Here is a 16318-nt window from a genome sequence, read left to right on the forward strand (position 1 = left end):
TGCCGACGCGGTTCCGCACGTCCGCTCCGCCGTCGTCCGGCGATCTTCCAGCACGGGCGTACGGCGGCGCGTCGCGCGTGGATCCGCCCCAGGCCCGCCGGACACCGGCCGTTGACCCATCACCGCGGCGCGACCACGGACGAGAAATCGCCGCGGCGCGTCCGCGGACCCGAACACGCCAGGAGCAGATCTGACCATGCCCGAAAACTGGAACCAGAAGATCATCGACGAGTTCCGCGCCAACCGCGGGAAAGTGGGCGCCCCCTTCGAGGACGCGCGGCTCCTCCTGCTGACCACGACAGGGGCCAGAACCGGAGCCCGTCATACGACCCCGGTCGCCTACCTGCCGGACCGCGAGCGGCTTGTCATCATCGCCTCGGCCGCCGGCAGTCCGAAGCATCCCGACTGGTACCACAACCTCCTCGCCCATCCACGGGTCACCGTCGAGAACGGGATCTTCACCTACGAGGCGGACGCGGTCGTCCTGGAAGGGGAGGAACGTGAGGAGATCTTCGCTCGCGCCGCCGAGGCGGACCCGGGATGGGCCGCCTATCAGGCCAAGACCTCCCGGATCATCCCGGTCGTCGCCCTGCGCCCCCTCGGCCCACCTCCCCCCTCCGGCGCGCCGGGCGACTTCCTCAAGGCCGTCCACGACGCCTTCCGGCGGGAGCTCGCGCTCATCCGCAAGGAGGTCGCCGCGTCGGGCCGGAGCCTCGGGGCGCAGTTGCGCGTCAACTGCCTGACCGTCTGCCAGGGGCTCCACCACCACCACCTGATGGAGGACGCCTACATGCTCCCCACCCTCGGCGAGCGGCATCCGGAGCTCGCCGCGCCTCTGGCGCGGCTGCGCGAGGAGCACGAGACGATCAAGCGGCTGCTGGACGAGCTGCAGAACCTGCTCTCGGGCGAGGGGTCCGCTCCCGGCACGGCCCCCGCCACCGCTCCCGGCACCGCTCCTGGCACCGCTCCTGGCACCGTTGCCGGCACCGCTACTGCCACCGCCCCCGACACGGCCTCCGTGCTCGCCGACGTGGAACGGCTCACCGCCGAACTGGAAGCCCATCTGGACTACGAGGAGGAGCACCTCATCCCCGTTCTGAACGGCGTCGCCCCCTGACCGATCCCTCGCCGGAGTCCGCCACCCCGGAGGCCGGTCCGGGGTGGCGGTTCGCCGGATTCGTCTAGTCCGTTCTGAGCTGGGCGAACAGGCGGGCGGCGTCCGGCTGGACCCACTCGAGGCGGTTGCGGTCGGCAGGGTAGGGACGTACCGGCACGATCATGATCCGGACGGAGCCGGCGCCGTTCGCCCGGACACCCTGCATGATCGTGAGGAAGGTGTCGAAGTCCATGTCGACGTCGGTGGTGAAGGCCCTCCGCGCGGCCTGGAACAGTGGTAGCAGCTTGTCCGGTTCGTCGACGCTGGCCAGTACCCGGTCCAGCAGAGGACGCAGGAGCGCCTGCTGCCGTCGAATTCGCGAGATGTCGGACCCGTCGCCGAGCGCGTAACGGGTCCGCACGTACGCCAGCGCCTGCTCGCCTCTGAGCAACTGCCGGCCGGCGGGCAGGTCGAGCTTGGACTTGGGGTCCTTCACCGCCGTGGGCAGCGTGACCTCCACCCCGCCGAGCGCGTCGACCATGTCCTTGAACCCGGAGAAGCGCATCTCCACCGCGTGGTCGACGTGGACCCCGGTGGTGCTCTCGACGGTCTTCCAGGCGCAGCTCAGTCCCCCGGCGGCGAACGCCTGGTTGATCATGTCCGTGCGTGCGGGGATGTCCTGACCGGACCGCGACCGGCACGCCGGAATGCGGACCATGGAGTCCCGGGGCAGGCTGATCGCCTGGACCTTCTTACGGTCCGCCGCCACGTGCACCAGCATCATGACGTCGCTCCGCTCGCCGAGGGAGCCGGCGGGCATGCCCTTCGGCCCCGGCCGCTGGTCGGAGCCCACGACGAGCACGTTGAGCGCGCCGCCGCCCGGCTTCGCGGGCCGGTCCCAGGTCGGCGCGGACACGGTCGTCCCGGCGGGCGTGGCGCCGCGGAGCAGCACCGTGGGCACGATCACGAGCGCGGCGGTGACGGCGGCGGCCCCCGCGAGCGCCACCCACCCCGCGCCGCGCCGGGGCCGTGCGAGTGCCGCCCATCGCCCGCGCCGTCCGCGGCCCGCGCCCGCCCCGGGGCCCCCGAACGCCACCGTGGCCGGGGTTGCCGAGGCGGCCGAACCTCGATCGGCGGCGGCGCCCGTGGCGAGGGACGCTCGGTCAGATGCGGCGTCCGTGGTGAAGGAGGCCCGGTCAGAGGTCGCGCCCGTGGTGAAGGAGGCCCGGTCATGGGTGGCGCCCGTGGGGGCCCGATCGGAGGACGTCTCGGAGGCGGCGGCGATCACATCGAGGAGCCGGCGGCGTTGCCCGGCCAGCGTCGCAGGGGGCTCGTGCTCCAGGTCGCGGCCGAAGTCGCGCAGCACCCTCAGCTCGTCCATCGGTCCTCCTCCTGCTCGTGCATGGGGTTGGTGTCACCGAGGACGGCGCGCACCTTGCGCCTGGCCCGGTTGAGGCGCGAACGGACCGTGCCGACCGGGATGCCGAGCGCGTGGGCGACCTCCTCGTACGACAGGTCCCCCCAGGCGATCAGCAGGAGGACGTCACGGTCGCCCTGGGACAGCCCCGCGAGCGCCGGGGCCAGCACCGACCGGGACGCTCTCGCGGTCACCTCGCTCGCGACCTGCTCTGCATGCCCCTCCACGACGGCGTCCACGGGGTTGCGCATCAGGGCGCGGTAGCGGGCCGCCTCGGCGCGGTGGTGCCGGGACACCAGCTTGGTGACGATGCCGAACAGCCAGGGCCGCGCGTCGGGATAAGCCAGGTCATAGTGGTCCCGGCGGCCGAACGCTATGAGGAACGTCTCGCCCACCAGGTCCTCGGCGACCTCGGGGCCGAGGCGGCGGGAGACGTACCGGTAGAGCATCGCGGCGTAGCGGTCGAACAGCGTCGCGAACGCCTCCGGTCGTCCTCTGGACTCGGCGATCAGGTCCGAGTCCAGGACGCTCCTAGCGGTGGGGGGTGCGGTCATCGTCGGCACCATGGCATCGAGCCGGCCTTCCCGTGGGGGATGTGTCGCCCATGTCTCTCCACAACCCCCGGGACGAGTTCACGCCCCGGCCCGCGAGCGCACGTCCCGCCGCCGGAACCCCCGGTCCGAGCGCACGTCCCGCCGCCGGCACCGCCCGTTTCGCGAGGCGAACCTAGGAACCGGGCGTCCGTGGGCCCCGGTAGGGGAGGGTGTGGCTGTAGACGATGTTCGTCGTGGTGCTGCCGAAGCCGGCCAGCTCGTCGACGACCTTCTCCATGTGGACCATGGAGGTGGCCGCGACCTTCAGCGTGTAGCAGTCCTCGCCGGTGGTGCGCAGGCACTCCAGGATCTCCGGGCGTTCCGCCAGCATCCGGTGCAGCGGCTCGTGACGGCTGCCGGGGTACTTCAGGCGCACCACGGCCAGCACGGCGAGGCCGACCTTCGGCAGGTCGATTTCGGCCCGGTATCCGGTGATGACGCCCTCGGCCTCCAGCCGCCGCACCCGCTCGGTCACGGCGGAGGCGCTCAGGCTCACCCGGCGCCCCAGCTCGGTGAGCGGTACGCGGCCGTCGCGCTGGAGCTCGGCCAGGATGGACCAGTCGGTCGCATCAAGATTCACGGCCATTCGCCGAATATACCGGCACATATCCCGGCTGAGCGGCCCCAACGCCGGGAACAGTCCCTTCCCGCGATCATGGCGGCTGGCTAGCCTTAAGCTGTGCGAATAGGCGTGAACGTCCCGAATTTCGGCCCCGGCACCAACCCCGGAACGCTACGGCAGTGGGCACAGACCGTCGAGGGCCTCGGCTTCGACCTGCTCATGGTCTCCGACCACCTCGTGGTGACGCCGGACGTCGCCGAGCAGTACCCGCCGCCGTTCTACGAGCCGTTCACCACGCTGGCGTGGCTGGCCGGCATCACCCACCGGATCCGGCTGGGCACGACGGTGCTGCTGCTCCCCTACCGCCACCCGCTGCTGACCGCCCGCATGGCCGCCAACCTCAACCAGCTCAGCGGCGGACGCCTGGTCCTCGGGGTGGGGGTCGGCTGGGCCCGGCAGGAGTTCGCCGCCCTCGACGTGCCCTACGAGCGGCGCGGCGCGCTGACCGACGAGAACCTGCGCGCCATCCGCGCCGCCTGGGAGAACGAGGAGGACTACCAGGCGGCGGGCATCCCCATCTGGGTCGGCGGCAACAGCGACGCCGGTATGCGCCGGGCCGTCCGCTTCGGCGAGGCATGGCACCCGTTGCGCTTCACCATGCCATGGCTGCACGGGGCGCTGGAACGCATTCGGGAGTTCGCCCGCGAGCAAGGACGTCCGGTTCCCGAGCTCGTGCCGCGCATCGCTCTTCAGGTCACCGACATGCCCGTCGCCTCCCCCGACCGTCTCGCCGGCGTGGGGACCGCCGACCAGATCGACGAGGACCTTCGCGAACTGCGCGACCTGGGCGCCACCACCGTCGTCCTCGACCCGTTCGACGGCGACCCCGACGAGACCCTGCGCCCCGAGCGGGCCTGGCACGCCCTCGCGACCGTGGCGAGCCGGTGGACCACGACCGAACAGACCGTGGAGGACTGACCATGACACACCAGGACGAAGAACTGCTGCGCCGGGCCATCGAGCTGGCCGCCAAGGCACGCGCCGGCGGCAACCCGCCGTTCGGATCGCTGCTGGCAGGCCCGGACGGCGCCATCCTCGCCGAGGACCACAACACCTCCCTCACCGATCGGGACATCACCGCCCACCCGGAGCTCAAGCTCGCCCGCTGGGCCGCCCGCGAGCTCGACCCGGCCACCGCGGCGGCCACCACGATGTACACCAGCTGTCAGCCCTGCGGCATGTGTGCCGGCGCGATCGCCCGCTCGGGCCTGGGCCGGGTCGTCTACGCCCTGTCCGGCGAGCAGCTCGACACCCTCAAGCCGCCCGGCACCGCCTTCACCGACGCCCCCGCCGAAGGCCCCGCCCTCTTCGACGAGGCCCGCGTCCCGGTGGAGGGCTACTACCGCTAGCGCGCCGACGCTCGTGAGGCTGGTCCGCGGCCGGTCGAGCGGGCTGGCTCAGAGCTGGCCGGCGGCCGGCTGAGGGCCGGTCGGCGGCCACCAGCCGCCGACCGGCAGACTCGCGCTGGTCAACCGAGCAGGTGAATCATCACCCGCCGGCCGGCGAGTCGACTTCATCCGCAGGCTCGAGCGACATGTAGAGGCGGGTGCCCTCGGGCCGGAAGCCGACGCGTTCGTAGACGCGGCGCGAGCCGTCACCGGAGTACTCCAGCCACACCGACCGCGCCCCGCGGGCGAACATGGTCTCGGTCAGCGCGGCGGTGACCGCGGCCGCGATGCCTCGGCCACGGAAGGCGGGACGGGTCCCCACACCCGCCAGCTCGGCGGTCCCCTCGGCCGGCGCGGAGCACATGGCCGCGCCGGCGCAGCCGCCCTCGGACGCCCGGACGAACCGCACCGCCCCGCCATCGTCCTCGGTACGACGCAGCCGCGCAGCCCCCTCCGGAGACGACGCGAACACCCCGCTGAACGCCTCGGCCAACGCCGCGTCGATCGCCCTGTACTCCGCCTCCTTACTGGGACTCTCCACGCGGAACCATCCGTACTCCGCGCCTGCCGACGTGGCCGCGGATGCGGTTCCGGATGCCGACGTAGATGACGACGCCGACGTGGATGCGGATGACCTGGATGCCGATGACCTGGCTGCCGATGCGGACGTGGACGTCGACGCGGATGCGAGCTCACCGAGCGTCGGCGGCATCGTCAGCGTGGCTGGGGTGCAGACCAGGTACTCGTGGACCTCCTCCACGGTGAATCCAGCCTCGCTCAGCGCCGCCTCCACGGCGGGCGCGGCGTCCGGCGCGAACTCCAGCCGCGGCTTGAGACCGCGCTCACGGAACGCGTCGATCAGCGCGGCGACGTCCCGGCCGGTGGGCCGAGCGCCGGGCAACGGGGTCGCGTAGTTGATGAATGGGCTGGTGGTGCTGGGGTCGACCCCCACGACGAAGCCACCGACCTCCACGACCACGGGACGGCGGCGGAGGTTGGCGACGGCGAAACTCTGGACGTTGGTGCCCACGGTGATGATGACCTCACGTAGATGACATGGTGAAGCGCGCTCCCGCGATCGGGAGCCGCATGCTTTGTCAGACCCGGCCTCGGGCCGGGGCCATCTCCGCAGAAGGAGATGGAGCGGTGTCGGACACCGCACGTGGGGCCGCCGTAAGACGGACGCGGACACTGAAGGTGCTCTTGGCAGAGAACCCGATCAGCGCCGACGGCGGCCACTAAGGCTCGCCGAAACCATGGACTTCATTCCTCACCGTGTACCTGCACACCTGAACGTGTCCGACCCTCCCACGCCACCTCACACGCACGCAACCGAGATCCCACAGCGCAGAACGGGAGTGCGCCGAAGGCCCTCATCCGGATCTCCCGCCGCTCATCCCGATCGCGGAACACCTTCGCCGAACAGCCGACCGAGCCGAGCCATCACCGAGAATCGGACGGGCCCACCCGGCGAGCAGGCTGGTGGTCCAGGTGCGGCTGCCCATCCCGGTCGTCACCTCCACGCGGTGGCGATAGCGGTCACCTCCGAGGAGCAGGCCGGGCCGAGCCGGCGATCGCGTCCGAAGACCGGGCCGAACCAGGCCGTTCACTCTTCTCCTTTTCGTGACCTCCGAACCACATCTTTCGAGGGGTCCGAAGATTCGGCTTCCCACAGCCCCAAATCCGCCCGCATCTCGACCAACAGACTCCTCATCGGACCATCGATCTGAACAAGGGTTTCATCGCCTTCCACTACCATCTTCGCTCTCTTCAACAGCGTGTCCACCGCACCACTGGCCGCCTCGGCGGCAGGCAAACTCGCCACTAACAACATTTCTTCACGGCTCAACACGAGAGCGCTCAGCTTCTTTGAGCAGTCCGCCCACGCTTCTTGCGAGCCACCCTCCTGGTAAAGAAGAAGCGCGTCCACAGATTCATGTAGGTTCAGCAACAGTCTTGAATAGACGCGCATTCTGATCTCGTACAGGTTCTTCCGACGCTCTCTCCGATACTGCTCCTGCTGCACTTGCACATTGCGGTTATGGGCGGCCTCCGCCTCCACGCGAACCTGGCGACGGGCGAGATAAGCCACGCTGAATGCGGCTATCGCGGCAACCAAAGCAGCTATCATCGTGCCGATCTGGGCTGCTAACGAAGTCATCGCAACCTCTCACATGGGGTGTCACAGGCCGCCCCAGCTATCTGGACCAGGGAAATCGAGGTCCACGGGATCGTCGCGCCCGAAGGGGGGCGGGTCGCGCCTTATGCTTGATGGATCAACCGGTGCAGACGCTGGAGTGTCGACCGGCCGCGAAATGGCAGCTTCGTGTACATCCAAGTAAGCTATCCTAAAGGGCTCCATCACGCCGAAAGTATGACGCAATCGCACAGGGTCCTCGAAAACATTGTCAAGGCTCGCGCGCCGAAACTCATCAACCGTGAGGACAGCCACCTTCGCCGAGTCCTTCCCCGCGTCGATGATGAGCGGACCTAGGGCTACCGCAGCGCCGGCGATGCTTGCAGTTGCGATCACCTGCTTCAAACTTTCTTGCGCAGCCGTACGCTGCTCTCCTTCTACGGGAGCGGCTATCACTGACAAGAGAGTGGAACGAAGACCTTCAAGACTCGATCTGGAAGGAAAGGACGCCAAGTAGTGCACATGCCAGGATCCTCCCCACTGGCCGTCCAAGACTATATCCGTGGCTCCGACATTTCTTACGGTGGCAAGCAATGCTTCGATCATTGCGACTCTTACAGTTCTGCTCCCACCTACCTCTGGGCCCTCATTTTCACCGTGAGCATAAACATCGACGGTCAAGGGGGCGTTCGGTGTAACTCCCCCAGCATTCTCCGCCATGGACGAATCTCGATTAGATCGGGCCCTCTCCCTCTTGAGCTCGGCGACCACGAGAGATCGAACCTCGCCCGACAACGTCTCTGAATGTTTCTGGAGCCTGTCGTCCAATCTGTCGGACAGCTTTGCCGTGCTGCTTTTATAGTCCTCCAATCTGCGATCCAATTCAGTGTATCCACTCAGGGCCCGCTCGGCTCGGGCCATCCGCCGCTGCAGATCTTCATTGATTTTCTTCAGTTCTGCATGCGAGCTTTCAGTGCCTCCTCGCATGTCATCTATGTCCCCTTGAACGTTGCCGACCAGATCCTCGACCCTCTTAATACTTCGCTGAAACCCACTCGCCAAGTGTAACGAAATCGCGGCGACGAGGAGGCACGTAATAGCCAGTACGATACCAATCATCAAGTCGCCCTCCGAGTCACCTTCGCAAGCGTTACGCACATGAGTGTCACGGCGGCCCCACAGATCATCAATGTGAATCCATGCACCGGAGAGACGTCAGACGCCTGTCTGGAACTCGACACCGACGCAGGTGCAGCATTAGCGGTGGCGGTGGCGGTGGCGGTGACCGTCACCGTCGACAGGACCGTGATGACAGGTGTCGGCGTTGATGCGGCACTGCCGTCACCCGAATATACGGAAGCGCCCCATTTCCACGCCAATATCAGTCCGACAATGCATGCCAGGAGAATCCCTGCTGGACGCACACCACACCCCTAGGTAATCGACATGACCGCATCATGTCCTGCTGTATCAGGTCTGCTCAGCCATCGCAACGAATTCGTACTGATCGTGATCAGAGCTCCAAGAGCAAGTAGGATTAGGATCGAAGTTACTCGACATGGGGGATGACCGTAATAGTCACGCCGAGCCGGCGGGGGGACGAATTCCGGTGCCGAGGAGGCAGCGTCGAGGATGTCGCGGTGGTCAGGTAGGTGTTGGCGAAGTCCCAGATCAGCACGATCGGGCCGCCGAGCTGATGGTGGGCGGTTCGAATGGTCGCGGAAGTGAGTCCAGGCGCCGCTGAGCAGAGCGGCGACCCATCCCGGCTACGAGCTGATAAACAACTGCCATGGAGATGCAGGTCTGGGCTTCGCTGTTCGGTGTGATCTTAGGAGGACTGCTGTCGTATCTGGCTCAGTTCACCACCGTGCGACTTGCCGGCAGGAATGAGGAGAAGCGGCAGACGGCTCAGCGGGCCGAGGCTCGACGCTCGGAGCGGCTGGAACTGCTGCGCGAGTTCATCGCGATCACGCAGGCAGGTATTCGCATCGCCGAAGAGCGGGATCAGGCCCCTGACTGGGATGCCGCCGGAACGCCTGAGTGGTTCGCGGCGGCCCGGAACATCATCGACCGTCTCTGGGTGGCCGAGCGGATGGTCGAGGTTCTGTTCAGCCCTCAGATGTACCAGCTCGCTCGGGCCTACGCGAGCGCGGTGGACCACGTCCTATGGCGCCTGCCTGATCAGATCGCGGCCGAGGGTTCGATGTGGGACCACCTCAGAGGTCCGCAGCACGAGTTCCTGGCCGGGGCCCGCACAGATGTGGGTTCGCTCCCGTGACGCGACCCGGAGGCGCGCCGGCCAGCTTGAGCGGCCCCAATAGACTGAGCCCCCGTCCGCACTGTCTGGGGGAGTCATGACCAGTAGGTTCACCGAGTTGGTCGTCGACTGCCACGATCCGGAGCGGCTCGCGGCCTTCTGGTGCGCGGTGCTGGACTTCAAGGTGATCGACCGGAGCGACGGCACGGTCGAGATCGGCTCCTGGGAGCCGACCGTCGAGGAGGTCCGGGCCCGTCAGATGCCGCCCACCCTGCTGTTCATCCCGGTGCCCGAGGGCAAGACCGTGAAGAACCGGCTCCACCTCGACGTCAGCCCGATCGACCGCAGTACCGACGACGAGGTGGCCAGGCTGCTCGGCCTCGGCGCCTCCAAGGTGGACGTGGGACAGGGCCCCGACCGGAGCTGGGTGGTCATGGCCGACCCCGAGGGCAACGAGTTCGACGTCCTGCGCACCTTGCACCGTCCAACCACGTGATCAGCCCCAAGGGTCAGCGGTCGTAGCTGAGCCATACGCCCGTGTCCTGTCGGGACCAACGCCTGCCGCCTGTGTCGTGTCGGGCACCAACGACTGCCGCCTGCGCCCGGGACTGACAATGGGGGTGGGCAGCCACACCTGGACCACCCACCTGCATGCCGGGCGGGCCGTCCAATCGTCTGGTCACGGCTCGGCCCGTTAAGTGTTCGCCGTCCGCCTCCGCTCCTGCCCCCGCTGGTCGATCAAGGTCAGGCGGAGTGCTGGGTCTTCACGTGGTCGAGGAAGACGCTCCACTCCAAGGGGCTGACGACGATGGATACCCGGGAGTGGTCCTTGCTATCGCGCACACCGCGCCGCCCATTGGACAACCGAGCCACCTCAACGCAGTTGCTTCCGTCACTCCCAGAGAAAGAAGACTTACGCCAGTCGGCTCCGGCGAGTTCGTACGTCACGTCGTCCATCTCCGCACCGCCTCCTTGATCATGCTCAGCGAGTCCTGCCGCGACAGGGCGTCTGCTCGGATCACGTCGTATCTGAATGCTAGAGCTTCGACTTCTTCCGATCGATCGCTTACCCGATCCTCCCTGCTTTGGGAGTCGATATAGGCGACGGAGGAAGTTCCCCTTTGCATGTCGGCGATGACGAAGCCACCAAGTAGCCCGACCACGCTGTGTGCCCTATAAGGAAGCACCTGCAGTGAGATGCGCGGAGTCTGCGCCACGCCGAGAAGGTGCTCGAACTGCCCCCTCATGGTTTCATGCACTGCGATGGGGCGATGGAGGACACCTTCATCAAGGACGACCCAGAGCATTGGCGGCATCGGCCGTCTTAGGATGCTTTGCCGATCAAGTCGCGCAGCGACCTGCTCCTCAGTCTGTTCGGCGGTGGTACCTGGCTCGCGGCTCAGGATGGCTCGGGCGTACTCCTCGGTCTGGAGGAGACCGGGGACCATGAGCGGCTCCCACATCCGCAGGGCCTCGGCTTCGCGTTCGTAGTCGAGCCAGGGGCGGAACCAGCGGGGTAGTTGGGCGGCGGCGCGGTTGAGGCGGTCGAGGAGGCCGGTGAGGGTGGCGCCGAGCCCGAGGGCCTCGTCCACGTGTTGCGCCAAATCCATGGTCGGCGCCCGGTGTCCGTTCTCGATCATGCTGAGCTGGCTGACGGACAGGTGAATCGCATCGCACAGTTGCCGCTGCGTGAACCCGGCGGAAAGTCGGAATTTGCGTAGCTCTGTACCGAACTGAATGCGCGGGGATATGGACGGATCCGGTGCCAGGGGGATGGTCATCGCCGGGTTCCCTTCTCTCCGCCGGTAACGGCTCCAGGCCATCATGCAGGGAGTTCGCGAAGTACCGCGAGGAGGTTCACGCGATTGTGAACACAATGCGAACCCCGAAGCGCCATTACCGTCTCCCATTGTTTGCCACCGTATGAGAACCGCCCCGGATCCATGGCGGCGCCTCGGCCGGCCCGGCCGAGTGAAATGAGAATTCCGTCGGACCGACCGGGCGAAAGGCATGTCAATGGCGCCGGATACGCTGAAAGAGCTTTACCTCCCGAGCACCCCAGAGTCGGCTTCGCAGGCCCGTTCCGCCGTCCGGAACTGGCTCGGAACGGAGCACCCGGCCTACGAGCCGGTACGCCTGGCCGTCTCCGAACTCGTCACGAACGCCGTCCGCCACGCCACCGCTGCCTACCAAAGCGGCCAGGACACCCAAGACGGCCAGAACGACCACGACGACCACGCCCGAGCCTTGGTCCTTCGACTGCTCGCGGACGGGCATCGGCTCCGGGTCGAGGTGACGGACAGAGGCCCGTCAACCACGCGTCCTCGGGTGAGGGTGGAGCAGGCGTTGCTCCTGGCCGAGCGGGTCCAGGTGGAGCCGTCGTTCCTTCTCGGGGAAGGCGGCCGGGGCCTGGCCATCGTCGACATGCTGTCGGCGGGGAACTGGGGCTTCCGTTCCAACCCCGACGGCCCCGGCTGCACCGTCTGGTGCGAGATCACGACCGAGCCTGCCGACCTGGATCCCGAGCACCCCCGCCGAGAGTCCGTTCGTACCGTGTGACCGCCGCAGGACCGGTCGCCCGCCGCATACGGCGCCGTCATCGCCGCACCACACCCCACCGTCACGGCGCCAGAGAAGAGACCGCACAGTCAGGCGGGAGCGGCCCCGATCCGGTGCGCCACGATGGATCGCCCACGAGGTGAGGGTCACCCAAGAAGACAGCGCCAGAAGCACCGCTTCCCGGAGCGCGACTCGATCCTAAAGACGGGGCTCGACCTTCAAGAACGCGGGCTCGACCCCATGAGAACATCCCTGCTCTGCTGTGGGCCAGTGGGCTGGTCAGGGGGCCAGTGAGAGGGGCGACATGCTGGAGGGAGAAATCTGCGCGGGTTGTCCGGAAACGGGGGGGTCGTTCGTCACTAGGGTGCGATCGACACCGAGCCGAGGAGCACTGAGATGAAGTACATGATGTTCGTCTGCACTGATACCGAGCCTGACACCGACAAGGAGAACGTGCCCGACATCGACGTGTGGGTGGAGGAGAACGACGCCAAGGGCCGGCGCCTGCAAGGTATGGCGCTGGCTCCCACGTCCACCGCCACCACGGTCCGGGTGCGCAACGGGGAGCTGCTGGTCTCCGACGGCCCCTTCGCCGAGACCCAGGAGGTGATCGTGGGCTTCGACCTGCTGGAGTGCGCCGACCTCGACGAGGCGATCGAGGTGGCCCGCGCCCACCCCATGGCCAGGGAGGGACGGCTGGAGCTGCGGCCGTTCGCCGACTTCGAGCAGTGACGAGTCGCCCTGACGGGTCCCCGGCGGAGGCGGCCGCCGCGGCGACGGCCGTCGACGCCTACCCCCGCATCGTGGCCGCACTGATCCGCGTCATCGGTGACTGGACGCTGGCCGAGGACTGCGCCCAGGAGGCGCTGGCGCTGGCCCTGCAGCGGTGGCCCGTGAACGGAGTGCCGGACAATCCGGGCGGCTGGCTCATGACGGTGGCCCGCAACCGCGCGATCGACACCCTGCGGCGCGCGTCGGTGGAGCGCCGCAAGTTGCGCGAGCTGGCGGTCTTCGCGCTCACCACCGAGGACGGGGGTGCTCCTGCCTCGCAAGCGGAGGACACGATCGTGGACGACCGGCTCCGGCTCATCTTCACCTGCTGCCACCCGGCGCTGTCGATGGAGGCGCGGGTGGCGCTGACCCTGCGGACGATCTGCGCCGTGCCGACCGCCGACATCGCCCGCGTCTTCCTGGTCAGCGAGTCGACCATGACCCGCCGCCTGACCAGGGCGAAAGCGAAGATCGCCGGTGCGGGTATTCCCTACCGGGTGCCCACCGGACGGGCGCTCGCCGAGCGGCTGCCCGGCGTCCTCGCGGTGCTGTACCTACTGTTCACCCGCGGCTACACCGCCGGCGGCGAGCCCGCCTTCGCCGAGGAGGCGATCCGGCTGGCGCGGCTGCTGCGGCTGCTCATGCCGCGCGAGCCCGAGGTGGCCGGCCTGCTGGCCCTGTTCCTGTTCCACCACTCCCGGCGCGACGCCCGCCGCGACGCCGAGGGGAACCTGCTCTCCTTGGCCAAGCAGGACCGGTCGCTGTGGGACCACGCCGCGATCGCCGACGGCCTGGACATCCTGGCCGGTCTCGGCCAGGACGGCCCGTACGCGCTGCAGGCGCACATCGCCGCGCGCCATGCCACGGCGGAGTCGGCCTCCGGCACCGACTGGCCGGCGATCGCCCGCTGCTACGACCGGCTGGCCAGGTTGCAACCCACCCCCGTGGTGGAACTGAACCGCGCCGTGGCGCACGGCTACGCCTACGGTCCGGCGACCGGCCTGGATCTGCTGGCCCGCGCCCGCTCCGGCGGCGCGCTGGACGACTATCCGCTCGCGGTCGCCGCGGAGGCCGATCTCACCGCCCGTGACGGCGACCACGCCCGGGCCGCCTCCCTGTTCCGGCGGGCCGCCACCGCCGTCCACAGCGAGCCGGAGCGCCGGGCCCTGCTCGACCGCGCCGATGAGGAGGATGACAAGCATGCCGCGAACGGCTCCCACTGAGACCGAGGTCCTGCTCGACGCCCTGAACGATCAACGACGCCACGTGCTGGGGATCCTGGAAAGGCTCGGCGAGAAGGACCTGCGGCGGCCGGTGCTGCCGTCGGGATGGAGTTGCCTGGGCCTGGTGCGGCATCTGGCACTGGACGTGGAGCGATTCTGGTTCAGGGCCGTCATCGCCGGAGACCCGGCCGTCATCGACGCGCTCGACCCGTCCGACGACGCCTGGCAGGTCGATCCGGACGTGCCCGCCGAGGAGATCCTCGCCCTCTATCGGCGGGAGATCGAGGCCGCCGACGCCGTGCTCACCGCCACGCCGCTGGACGCCCCGCCGGCCTGGTGGCCTGGGGACCTGTTCGGCGACTGGCGCCTCCACACGATGCGGGAGGTCGTGATGCACGTCATCACCGAGACCGCCTGCCACGCCGGCCACCTCGACGCGGCCCGCGAGCTCATCGACGGCCGCACCTGGCTCGTCCTGACCTGAGCCGGTCCGGCACCGCCCCCGGCTCACCCCGACCGGGCGTCAGCGGCGCCGGAGGGATCAGCGACGTCGGAGGCGTGAGCCGCGTCGGGGACGCCGATCAGCTCTCGTAGTTCTGTGGAGGCGACCAGATCGGCGGTGTGCTGAACGGGGGTTCCCGGGCCGGGGTCGTGGCGTTCGTCGTCCATCGGTGCACCTCTCGAATCGCGAGCCGTCATACCAGGCGACGACACAGGCCACGCGAATTCGACAGGAAGCCACGGACGAACGTCCGGAAGATCGGCCGCCCGGCGGCGAACACGCCGCCGGGCGACCATCATCGGACGCGAAACAGAGCCGCGAGAACGCGCCGACGGACCTCATCGCCCCACGAGGGCATGCGAGCGGGCAGCGGCCCGCATGACGCGATCGGTCCGCGGGGACGCCTCAGCGGGCGTCGACGATCATGCCGGCGCCGACGGTGCCGTTGGTGGCCTCGTCGATCAGGATGAAGCCGCCGGTCATGCGGTTCCTGGCGTAGTCGTCCACGAAGAGCGGCTGGGTGACCCGCAGCGACACCCGGCCGATCTCGTTGAGGCCGAGCGAGCCGGCCGACTCGTCCCGGTGCAGGGTGTTGACGTCCAGCCGGTAGTGCAGGTCGCGCACCAGCGCGCGGGCCGTGCGGGTGGTGTGCTTGATGACCAGCTTGGAACGCGGGCCGAGCTTGAGGCCGTCGGTCATCCAGCAGACCATCGCGTCGATGTCCTGGGCCACCTGAGGCTGGTTGTGCGGACGGCAGATCATGTCACCCCGCGAGATGTCGATGTCGTCCTCCAGGCGGAGGGTGACCGACATGGGGGGAAAGGCCTCCTCGATGGGGCCGTCGAAGGTGTCGATGGCCGCCACGCGGGTGGTCAGACCCGACGGCAGGTGCATGACCTCGTCGCCCGGCTTGAGGATGCCGCCCGCGACCTGGCCGGCGTACCCGCGGTAGTCGTGGAACGCCGGGTCGGTGGCGCGCTGGGGGCGGATCACGTACTGCACGGGGAACCGCACGTCGACCAGGTTGCGGTCGGAGGCGATGTGCAGGTTCTCCAGGTGGTGCAGCAGCGAGGTGCCCTGGTACCACGGCATGTTCTCCGACCGCGTGACGACGTTGTCGCCGTGCAGTGCCGAGATCGGGATGAAGGTGAGGTCGGCGACGTTCAGCTTGGCCGCGAAGGCGGTGAACTCCTCGCGGATCTCCTCGAAGCGGTCGCGCCCGTAGTCGACCAGGTCCATCTTGTTGACCGCCAGCACCAGGTGGGGCACCCGCAGCAGCGTGGTGAGGAAGGCGTGGCGGCGCGACTGCTCGACCACGCCCTTGCGCGCGTCGATGAGCACGATGGCCAGGTCGGCGGTGGACGCGCCGGTGACCATGTTGCGGGTGTACTGGATGTGGCCGGGGGTGTCGGCGATGATGAACTTGCGCTTGGGCGTGGCGAAGTAGCGGTAGGCCACGTCGATGGTGATGCCCTGCTCGCGCTCGGCGCGCAGGCCGTCGGTGAGCAGCGACAGGTCGGTGTACTCGGTGCCGCGGTCGCGGCTGGTGCGCTCGACGGCCTCCAGCTGGTCCTCGAAGATCGCCTTGGAGTCGAAGAGCAGGCGCCCGATGAGGGTGGACTTGCCGTCGTCCACCGAGCCCGCTGTGGCGAAACGCAGGATGTCCATCAGAACTGCTCTCCATCGGGTGTGCGGGCGGAGCGGCGGAGGGGCGTGCGCGCGGGCCGCGGGAGGGGCGGGGGCGGGGCAAGAG

20 protein-coding genes are annotated in these 16318 nt (G+C 68.5%); 10 read left to right on the forward strand and 10 right to left on the reverse strand.

Annotated features, from left to right (window positions below):
• Positions 1–196: 196 nt before the first annotated feature.
• On the forward strand, positions 197–1117 hold the full coding sequence (locus tag ABZU32_RS30890) for a nitroreductase/quinone reductase family protein (RefSeq protein ID WP_354927536.1): 921 nt from the start codon (positions 197–199) through the stop codon (positions 1115–1117).
• Between the two features lie 64 nt (positions 1118–1181).
• On the opposite strand, the gene ABZU32_RS30895 is transcribed toward ABZU32_RS30890, so the two are convergent.
• From ABZU32_RS30895 to ABZU32_RS30905, 3 genes are all read right to left on the reverse strand, one after another.
• Positions 1182–2477: an LCP family protein gene (locus ABZU32_RS30895; protein WP_354927538.1), complete on the reverse strand. Its 1296-nt coding sequence runs from the start codon at positions 2475–2477 to the stop codon at positions 1182–1184.
• Positions 2465–3067, reverse strand: a complete 603-nt coding sequence (locus ABZU32_RS30900) for a sigma-70 family RNA polymerase sigma factor (protein WP_354927540.1) — start codon at positions 3065–3067, stop codon at positions 2465–2467. The genes ABZU32_RS30895 and ABZU32_RS30900 overlap by 13 nt, the downstream gene beginning before the upstream one ends.
• A 172-nt stretch (positions 3068–3239) precedes the next feature.
• Entirely contained in the window at positions 3240–3692 is a 453-nt protein-coding gene (locus ABZU32_RS30905; protein ID WP_354927542.1) for an Lrp/AsnC family transcriptional regulator, read from the reverse strand.
• Between the two features lie 93 nt (positions 3693–3785).
• On the opposite strand from ABZU32_RS30905, the gene ABZU32_RS30910 reads away from it, so the two are divergent.
• Positions 3786–4646, forward strand: a complete 861-nt coding sequence (locus tag ABZU32_RS30910; RefSeq protein ID WP_354927544.1) for an LLM class flavin-dependent oxidoreductase — start codon at positions 3786–3788, stop codon at positions 4644–4646.
• Between the two features lie 2 nt (positions 4647–4648).
• Complete coding sequence (locus ABZU32_RS30915) at positions 4649–5077, forward strand: nucleoside deaminase (RefSeq protein ID WP_354839833.1); 429 nt, start codon at positions 4649–4651, stop codon at positions 5075–5077.
• A 139-nt stretch (positions 5078–5216) separates the two neighbouring features.
• Here ABZU32_RS30915 and ABZU32_RS30920 read toward each other — a convergent pair whose 3' ends face one another.
• The 3 genes from ABZU32_RS30920 to ABZU32_RS30930 all read right to left on the reverse strand — a co-directional run bounded on the left by ABZU32_RS30920 (position 5217) and on the right by ABZU32_RS30930 (position 8372).
• Positions 5217–6146: a GNAT family N-acetyltransferase gene (locus tag ABZU32_RS30920; protein ID WP_354927546.1), complete on the reverse strand. Its 930-nt coding sequence runs from the start codon at positions 6144–6146 to the stop codon at positions 5217–5219.
• Positions 6147–6722: 576 nt separating this feature from the next.
• Positions 6723–7277, reverse strand: a complete 555-nt coding sequence (locus ABZU32_RS30925; RefSeq protein ID WP_354927548.1) for a hypothetical protein — start codon at positions 7275–7277, stop codon at positions 6723–6725.
• 21 nt (positions 7278–7298) lie between these two features.
• Positions 7299–8372 carry a hypothetical protein gene (locus ABZU32_RS30930; protein WP_354927550.1) on the reverse strand — a complete coding sequence of 358 codons (1074 nt, stop codon included), beginning with the start codon at positions 8370–8372 and terminating at the stop codon, positions 7299–7301.
• Positions 8373–8411: 39 nt separating this feature from the next.
• On the opposite strand from ABZU32_RS30930, the gene ABZU32_RS30935 reads away from it, so the two are divergent.
• From ABZU32_RS30935 to ABZU32_RS30945, 3 genes are all read left to right on the forward strand, one after another.
• The gene (locus ABZU32_RS30935) at positions 8412–8690 is read left to right on the forward strand and encodes a hypothetical protein (RefSeq protein ID WP_354927552.1); all 279 of its coding nucleotides are present in this window, start codon (positions 8412–8414) and stop codon (positions 8688–8690) included.
• A 352-nt stretch (positions 8691–9042) separates the two neighbouring features.
• Positions 9043–9531 carry a hypothetical protein gene (locus tag ABZU32_RS30940; RefSeq protein WP_354927554.1) on the forward strand — a complete coding sequence of 163 codons (489 nt, stop codon included), beginning with the start codon at positions 9043–9045 and terminating at the stop codon, positions 9529–9531.
• 76 nt (positions 9532–9607) lie between these two features.
• Positions 9608–10006, forward strand: a complete 399-nt coding sequence (locus ABZU32_RS30945) for a VOC family protein (RefSeq protein ID WP_354927556.1) — start codon at positions 9608–9610, stop codon at positions 10004–10006.
• Between the two features lie 248 nt (positions 10007–10254).
• On the opposite strand, the gene ABZU32_RS30950 is transcribed toward ABZU32_RS30945, so the two are convergent.
• A complete protein-coding gene (locus ABZU32_RS30950) occupies positions 10255–10467 on the reverse strand; it encodes a DUF397 domain-containing protein (RefSeq protein WP_354927558.1) in 213 nt (70 codons plus the stop codon).
• The gene (locus tag ABZU32_RS30955) at positions 10455–11291 is read right to left on the reverse strand and encodes a helix-turn-helix transcriptional regulator (protein WP_354927560.1); all 837 of its coding nucleotides are present in this window, start codon (positions 11289–11291) and stop codon (positions 10455–10457) included. The genes ABZU32_RS30950 and ABZU32_RS30955 overlap by 13 nt, the downstream gene beginning before the upstream one ends.
• Positions 11292–11520: 229 nt before the next feature.
• Between ABZU32_RS30955 and ABZU32_RS30960 the strand changes: the two genes are divergently transcribed.
• From ABZU32_RS30960 to ABZU32_RS30975, 4 genes are all read left to right on the forward strand, one after another.
• Positions 11521–12069: an ATP-binding protein gene (locus ABZU32_RS30960; protein WP_354927562.1), complete on the forward strand. Its 549-nt coding sequence runs from the start codon at positions 11521–11523 to the stop codon at positions 12067–12069.
• Between the two features lie 396 nt (positions 12070–12465).
• Positions 12466–12801, forward strand: a complete 336-nt coding sequence (locus tag ABZU32_RS30965; protein WP_354927564.1) for a YciI family protein — start codon at positions 12466–12468, stop codon at positions 12799–12801.
• Positions 12798–14063: a sigma-70 family RNA polymerase sigma factor gene (locus ABZU32_RS30970; protein ID WP_354927566.1), complete on the forward strand. Its 1266-nt coding sequence runs from the start codon at positions 12798–12800 to the stop codon at positions 14061–14063. The genes ABZU32_RS30965 and ABZU32_RS30970 overlap by 4 nt, the downstream gene beginning before the upstream one ends.
• Entirely contained in the window at positions 14041–14547 is a 507-nt protein-coding gene (locus ABZU32_RS30975; protein ID WP_354927568.1) for a DinB family protein, read from the forward strand. Before ABZU32_RS30970 ends, ABZU32_RS30975 begins: the two co-directional genes overlap by 23 nt.
• 23 nt (positions 14548–14570) lie before the next feature.
• On the opposite strand, the gene ABZU32_RS30980 is transcribed toward ABZU32_RS30975, so the two are convergent.
• Both ABZU32_RS30980 and cysN read right to left on the reverse strand, forming a co-directional pair.
• A complete protein-coding gene (locus tag ABZU32_RS30980; protein ID WP_354927570.1) occupies positions 14571–14732 on the reverse strand; it encodes a hypothetical protein in 162 nt (53 codons plus the stop codon).
• Positions 14733–14970: 238 nt separating this feature from the next.
• Positions 14971–16233 (reverse strand): sulfate adenylyltransferase subunit CysN, encoded by a 1263-nt coding sequence (gene cysN / locus ABZU32_RS30985; RefSeq protein ID WP_354927572.1) that lies wholly within the window; start codon positions 16231–16233, stop codon positions 14971–14973.
• Positions 16234–16318 lie beyond the last annotated feature (85 nt).

This window comes from Sphaerisporangium sp. NPDC005288 (genome assembly GCF_040607475.1).
In the GTDB taxonomy this organism is placed as follows: Bacteria; Actinomycetota; Actinomycetes; order Streptosporangiales; family Streptosporangiaceae; genus Sphaerisporangium; species Sphaerisporangium rhizosphaerae.

Bases quoted from the DNA above. Each gene is read 5' to 3' on its own strand.
- ABZU32_RS30890 (WP_354927536.1), top strand. From the start codon at position 197: ATGCCCGAAAACTGGAACCAGAAGATCATCGACGAGTTCCGCGCCAAC.
- ABZU32_RS30895 (WP_354927538.1), bottom strand. From the start codon at position 2,477: ATGGACGAGCTGAGGGTGCTGCGCGACTTCGGCCGCGACCTGGAGCAC.
- ABZU32_RS30900 (WP_354927540.1), bottom strand. From the start codon at position 3,067: ATGACCGCACCCCCCACCGCTAGGAGCGTCCTGGACTCGGACCTGATC.
- ABZU32_RS30905 (WP_354927542.1), bottom strand. From the start codon at position 3,692: ATGGCCGTGAATCTTGATGCGACCGACTGGTCCATCCTGGCCGAGCTC.
- ABZU32_RS30915 (WP_354839833.1), top strand. From the start codon at position 4,649: ATGACACACCAGGACGAAGAACTGCTGCGCCGGGCCATCGAGCTGGCC.
- ABZU32_RS30925 (WP_354927548.1), bottom strand. From the start codon at position 7,277: ATGACTTCGTTAGCAGCCCAGATCGGCACGATGATAGCTGCTTTGGTT.
- ABZU32_RS30930 (WP_354927550.1), bottom strand. From the start codon at position 8,372: ATGATTGGTATCGTACTGGCTATTACGTGCCTCCTCGTCGCCGCGATT.
- ABZU32_RS30935 (WP_354927552.1), top strand. From the start codon at position 8,412: ATGAGTGTCACGGCGGCCCCACAGATCATCAATGTGAATCCATGCACC.
- ABZU32_RS30940 (WP_354927554.1), top strand. From the start codon at position 9,043: ATGGAGATGCAGGTCTGGGCTTCGCTGTTCGGTGTGATCTTAGGAGGA.
- ABZU32_RS30945 (WP_354927556.1), top strand. From the start codon at position 9,608: ATGACCAGTAGGTTCACCGAGTTGGTCGTCGACTGCCACGATCCGGAG.
- ABZU32_RS30950 (WP_354927558.1), bottom strand. From the start codon at position 10,467: ATGGACGACGTGACGTACGAACTCGCCGGAGCCGACTGGCGTAAGTCT.
- ABZU32_RS30955 (WP_354927560.1), bottom strand. From the start codon at position 11,291: ATGACCATCCCCCTGGCACCGGATCCGTCCATATCCCCGCGCATTCAG.
- ABZU32_RS30960 (WP_354927562.1), top strand. From the start codon at position 11,521: ATGTCAATGGCGCCGGATACGCTGAAAGAGCTTTACCTCCCGAGCACC.
- ABZU32_RS30965 (WP_354927564.1), top strand. From the start codon at position 12,466: ATGAAGTACATGATGTTCGTCTGCACTGATACCGAGCCTGACACCGAC.
- ABZU32_RS30975 (WP_354927568.1), top strand. From the start codon at position 14,041: ATGCCGCGAACGGCTCCCACTGAGACCGAGGTCCTGCTCGACGCCCTG.
- ABZU32_RS30980 (WP_354927570.1), bottom strand. From the start codon at position 14,732: ATGGACGACGAACGCCACGACCCCGGCCCGGGAACCCCCGTTCAGCAC.
- cysN (WP_354927572.1), bottom strand. From the start codon at position 16,233: ATGGACATCCTGCGTTTCGCCACAGCGGGCTCGGTGGACGACGGCAAG.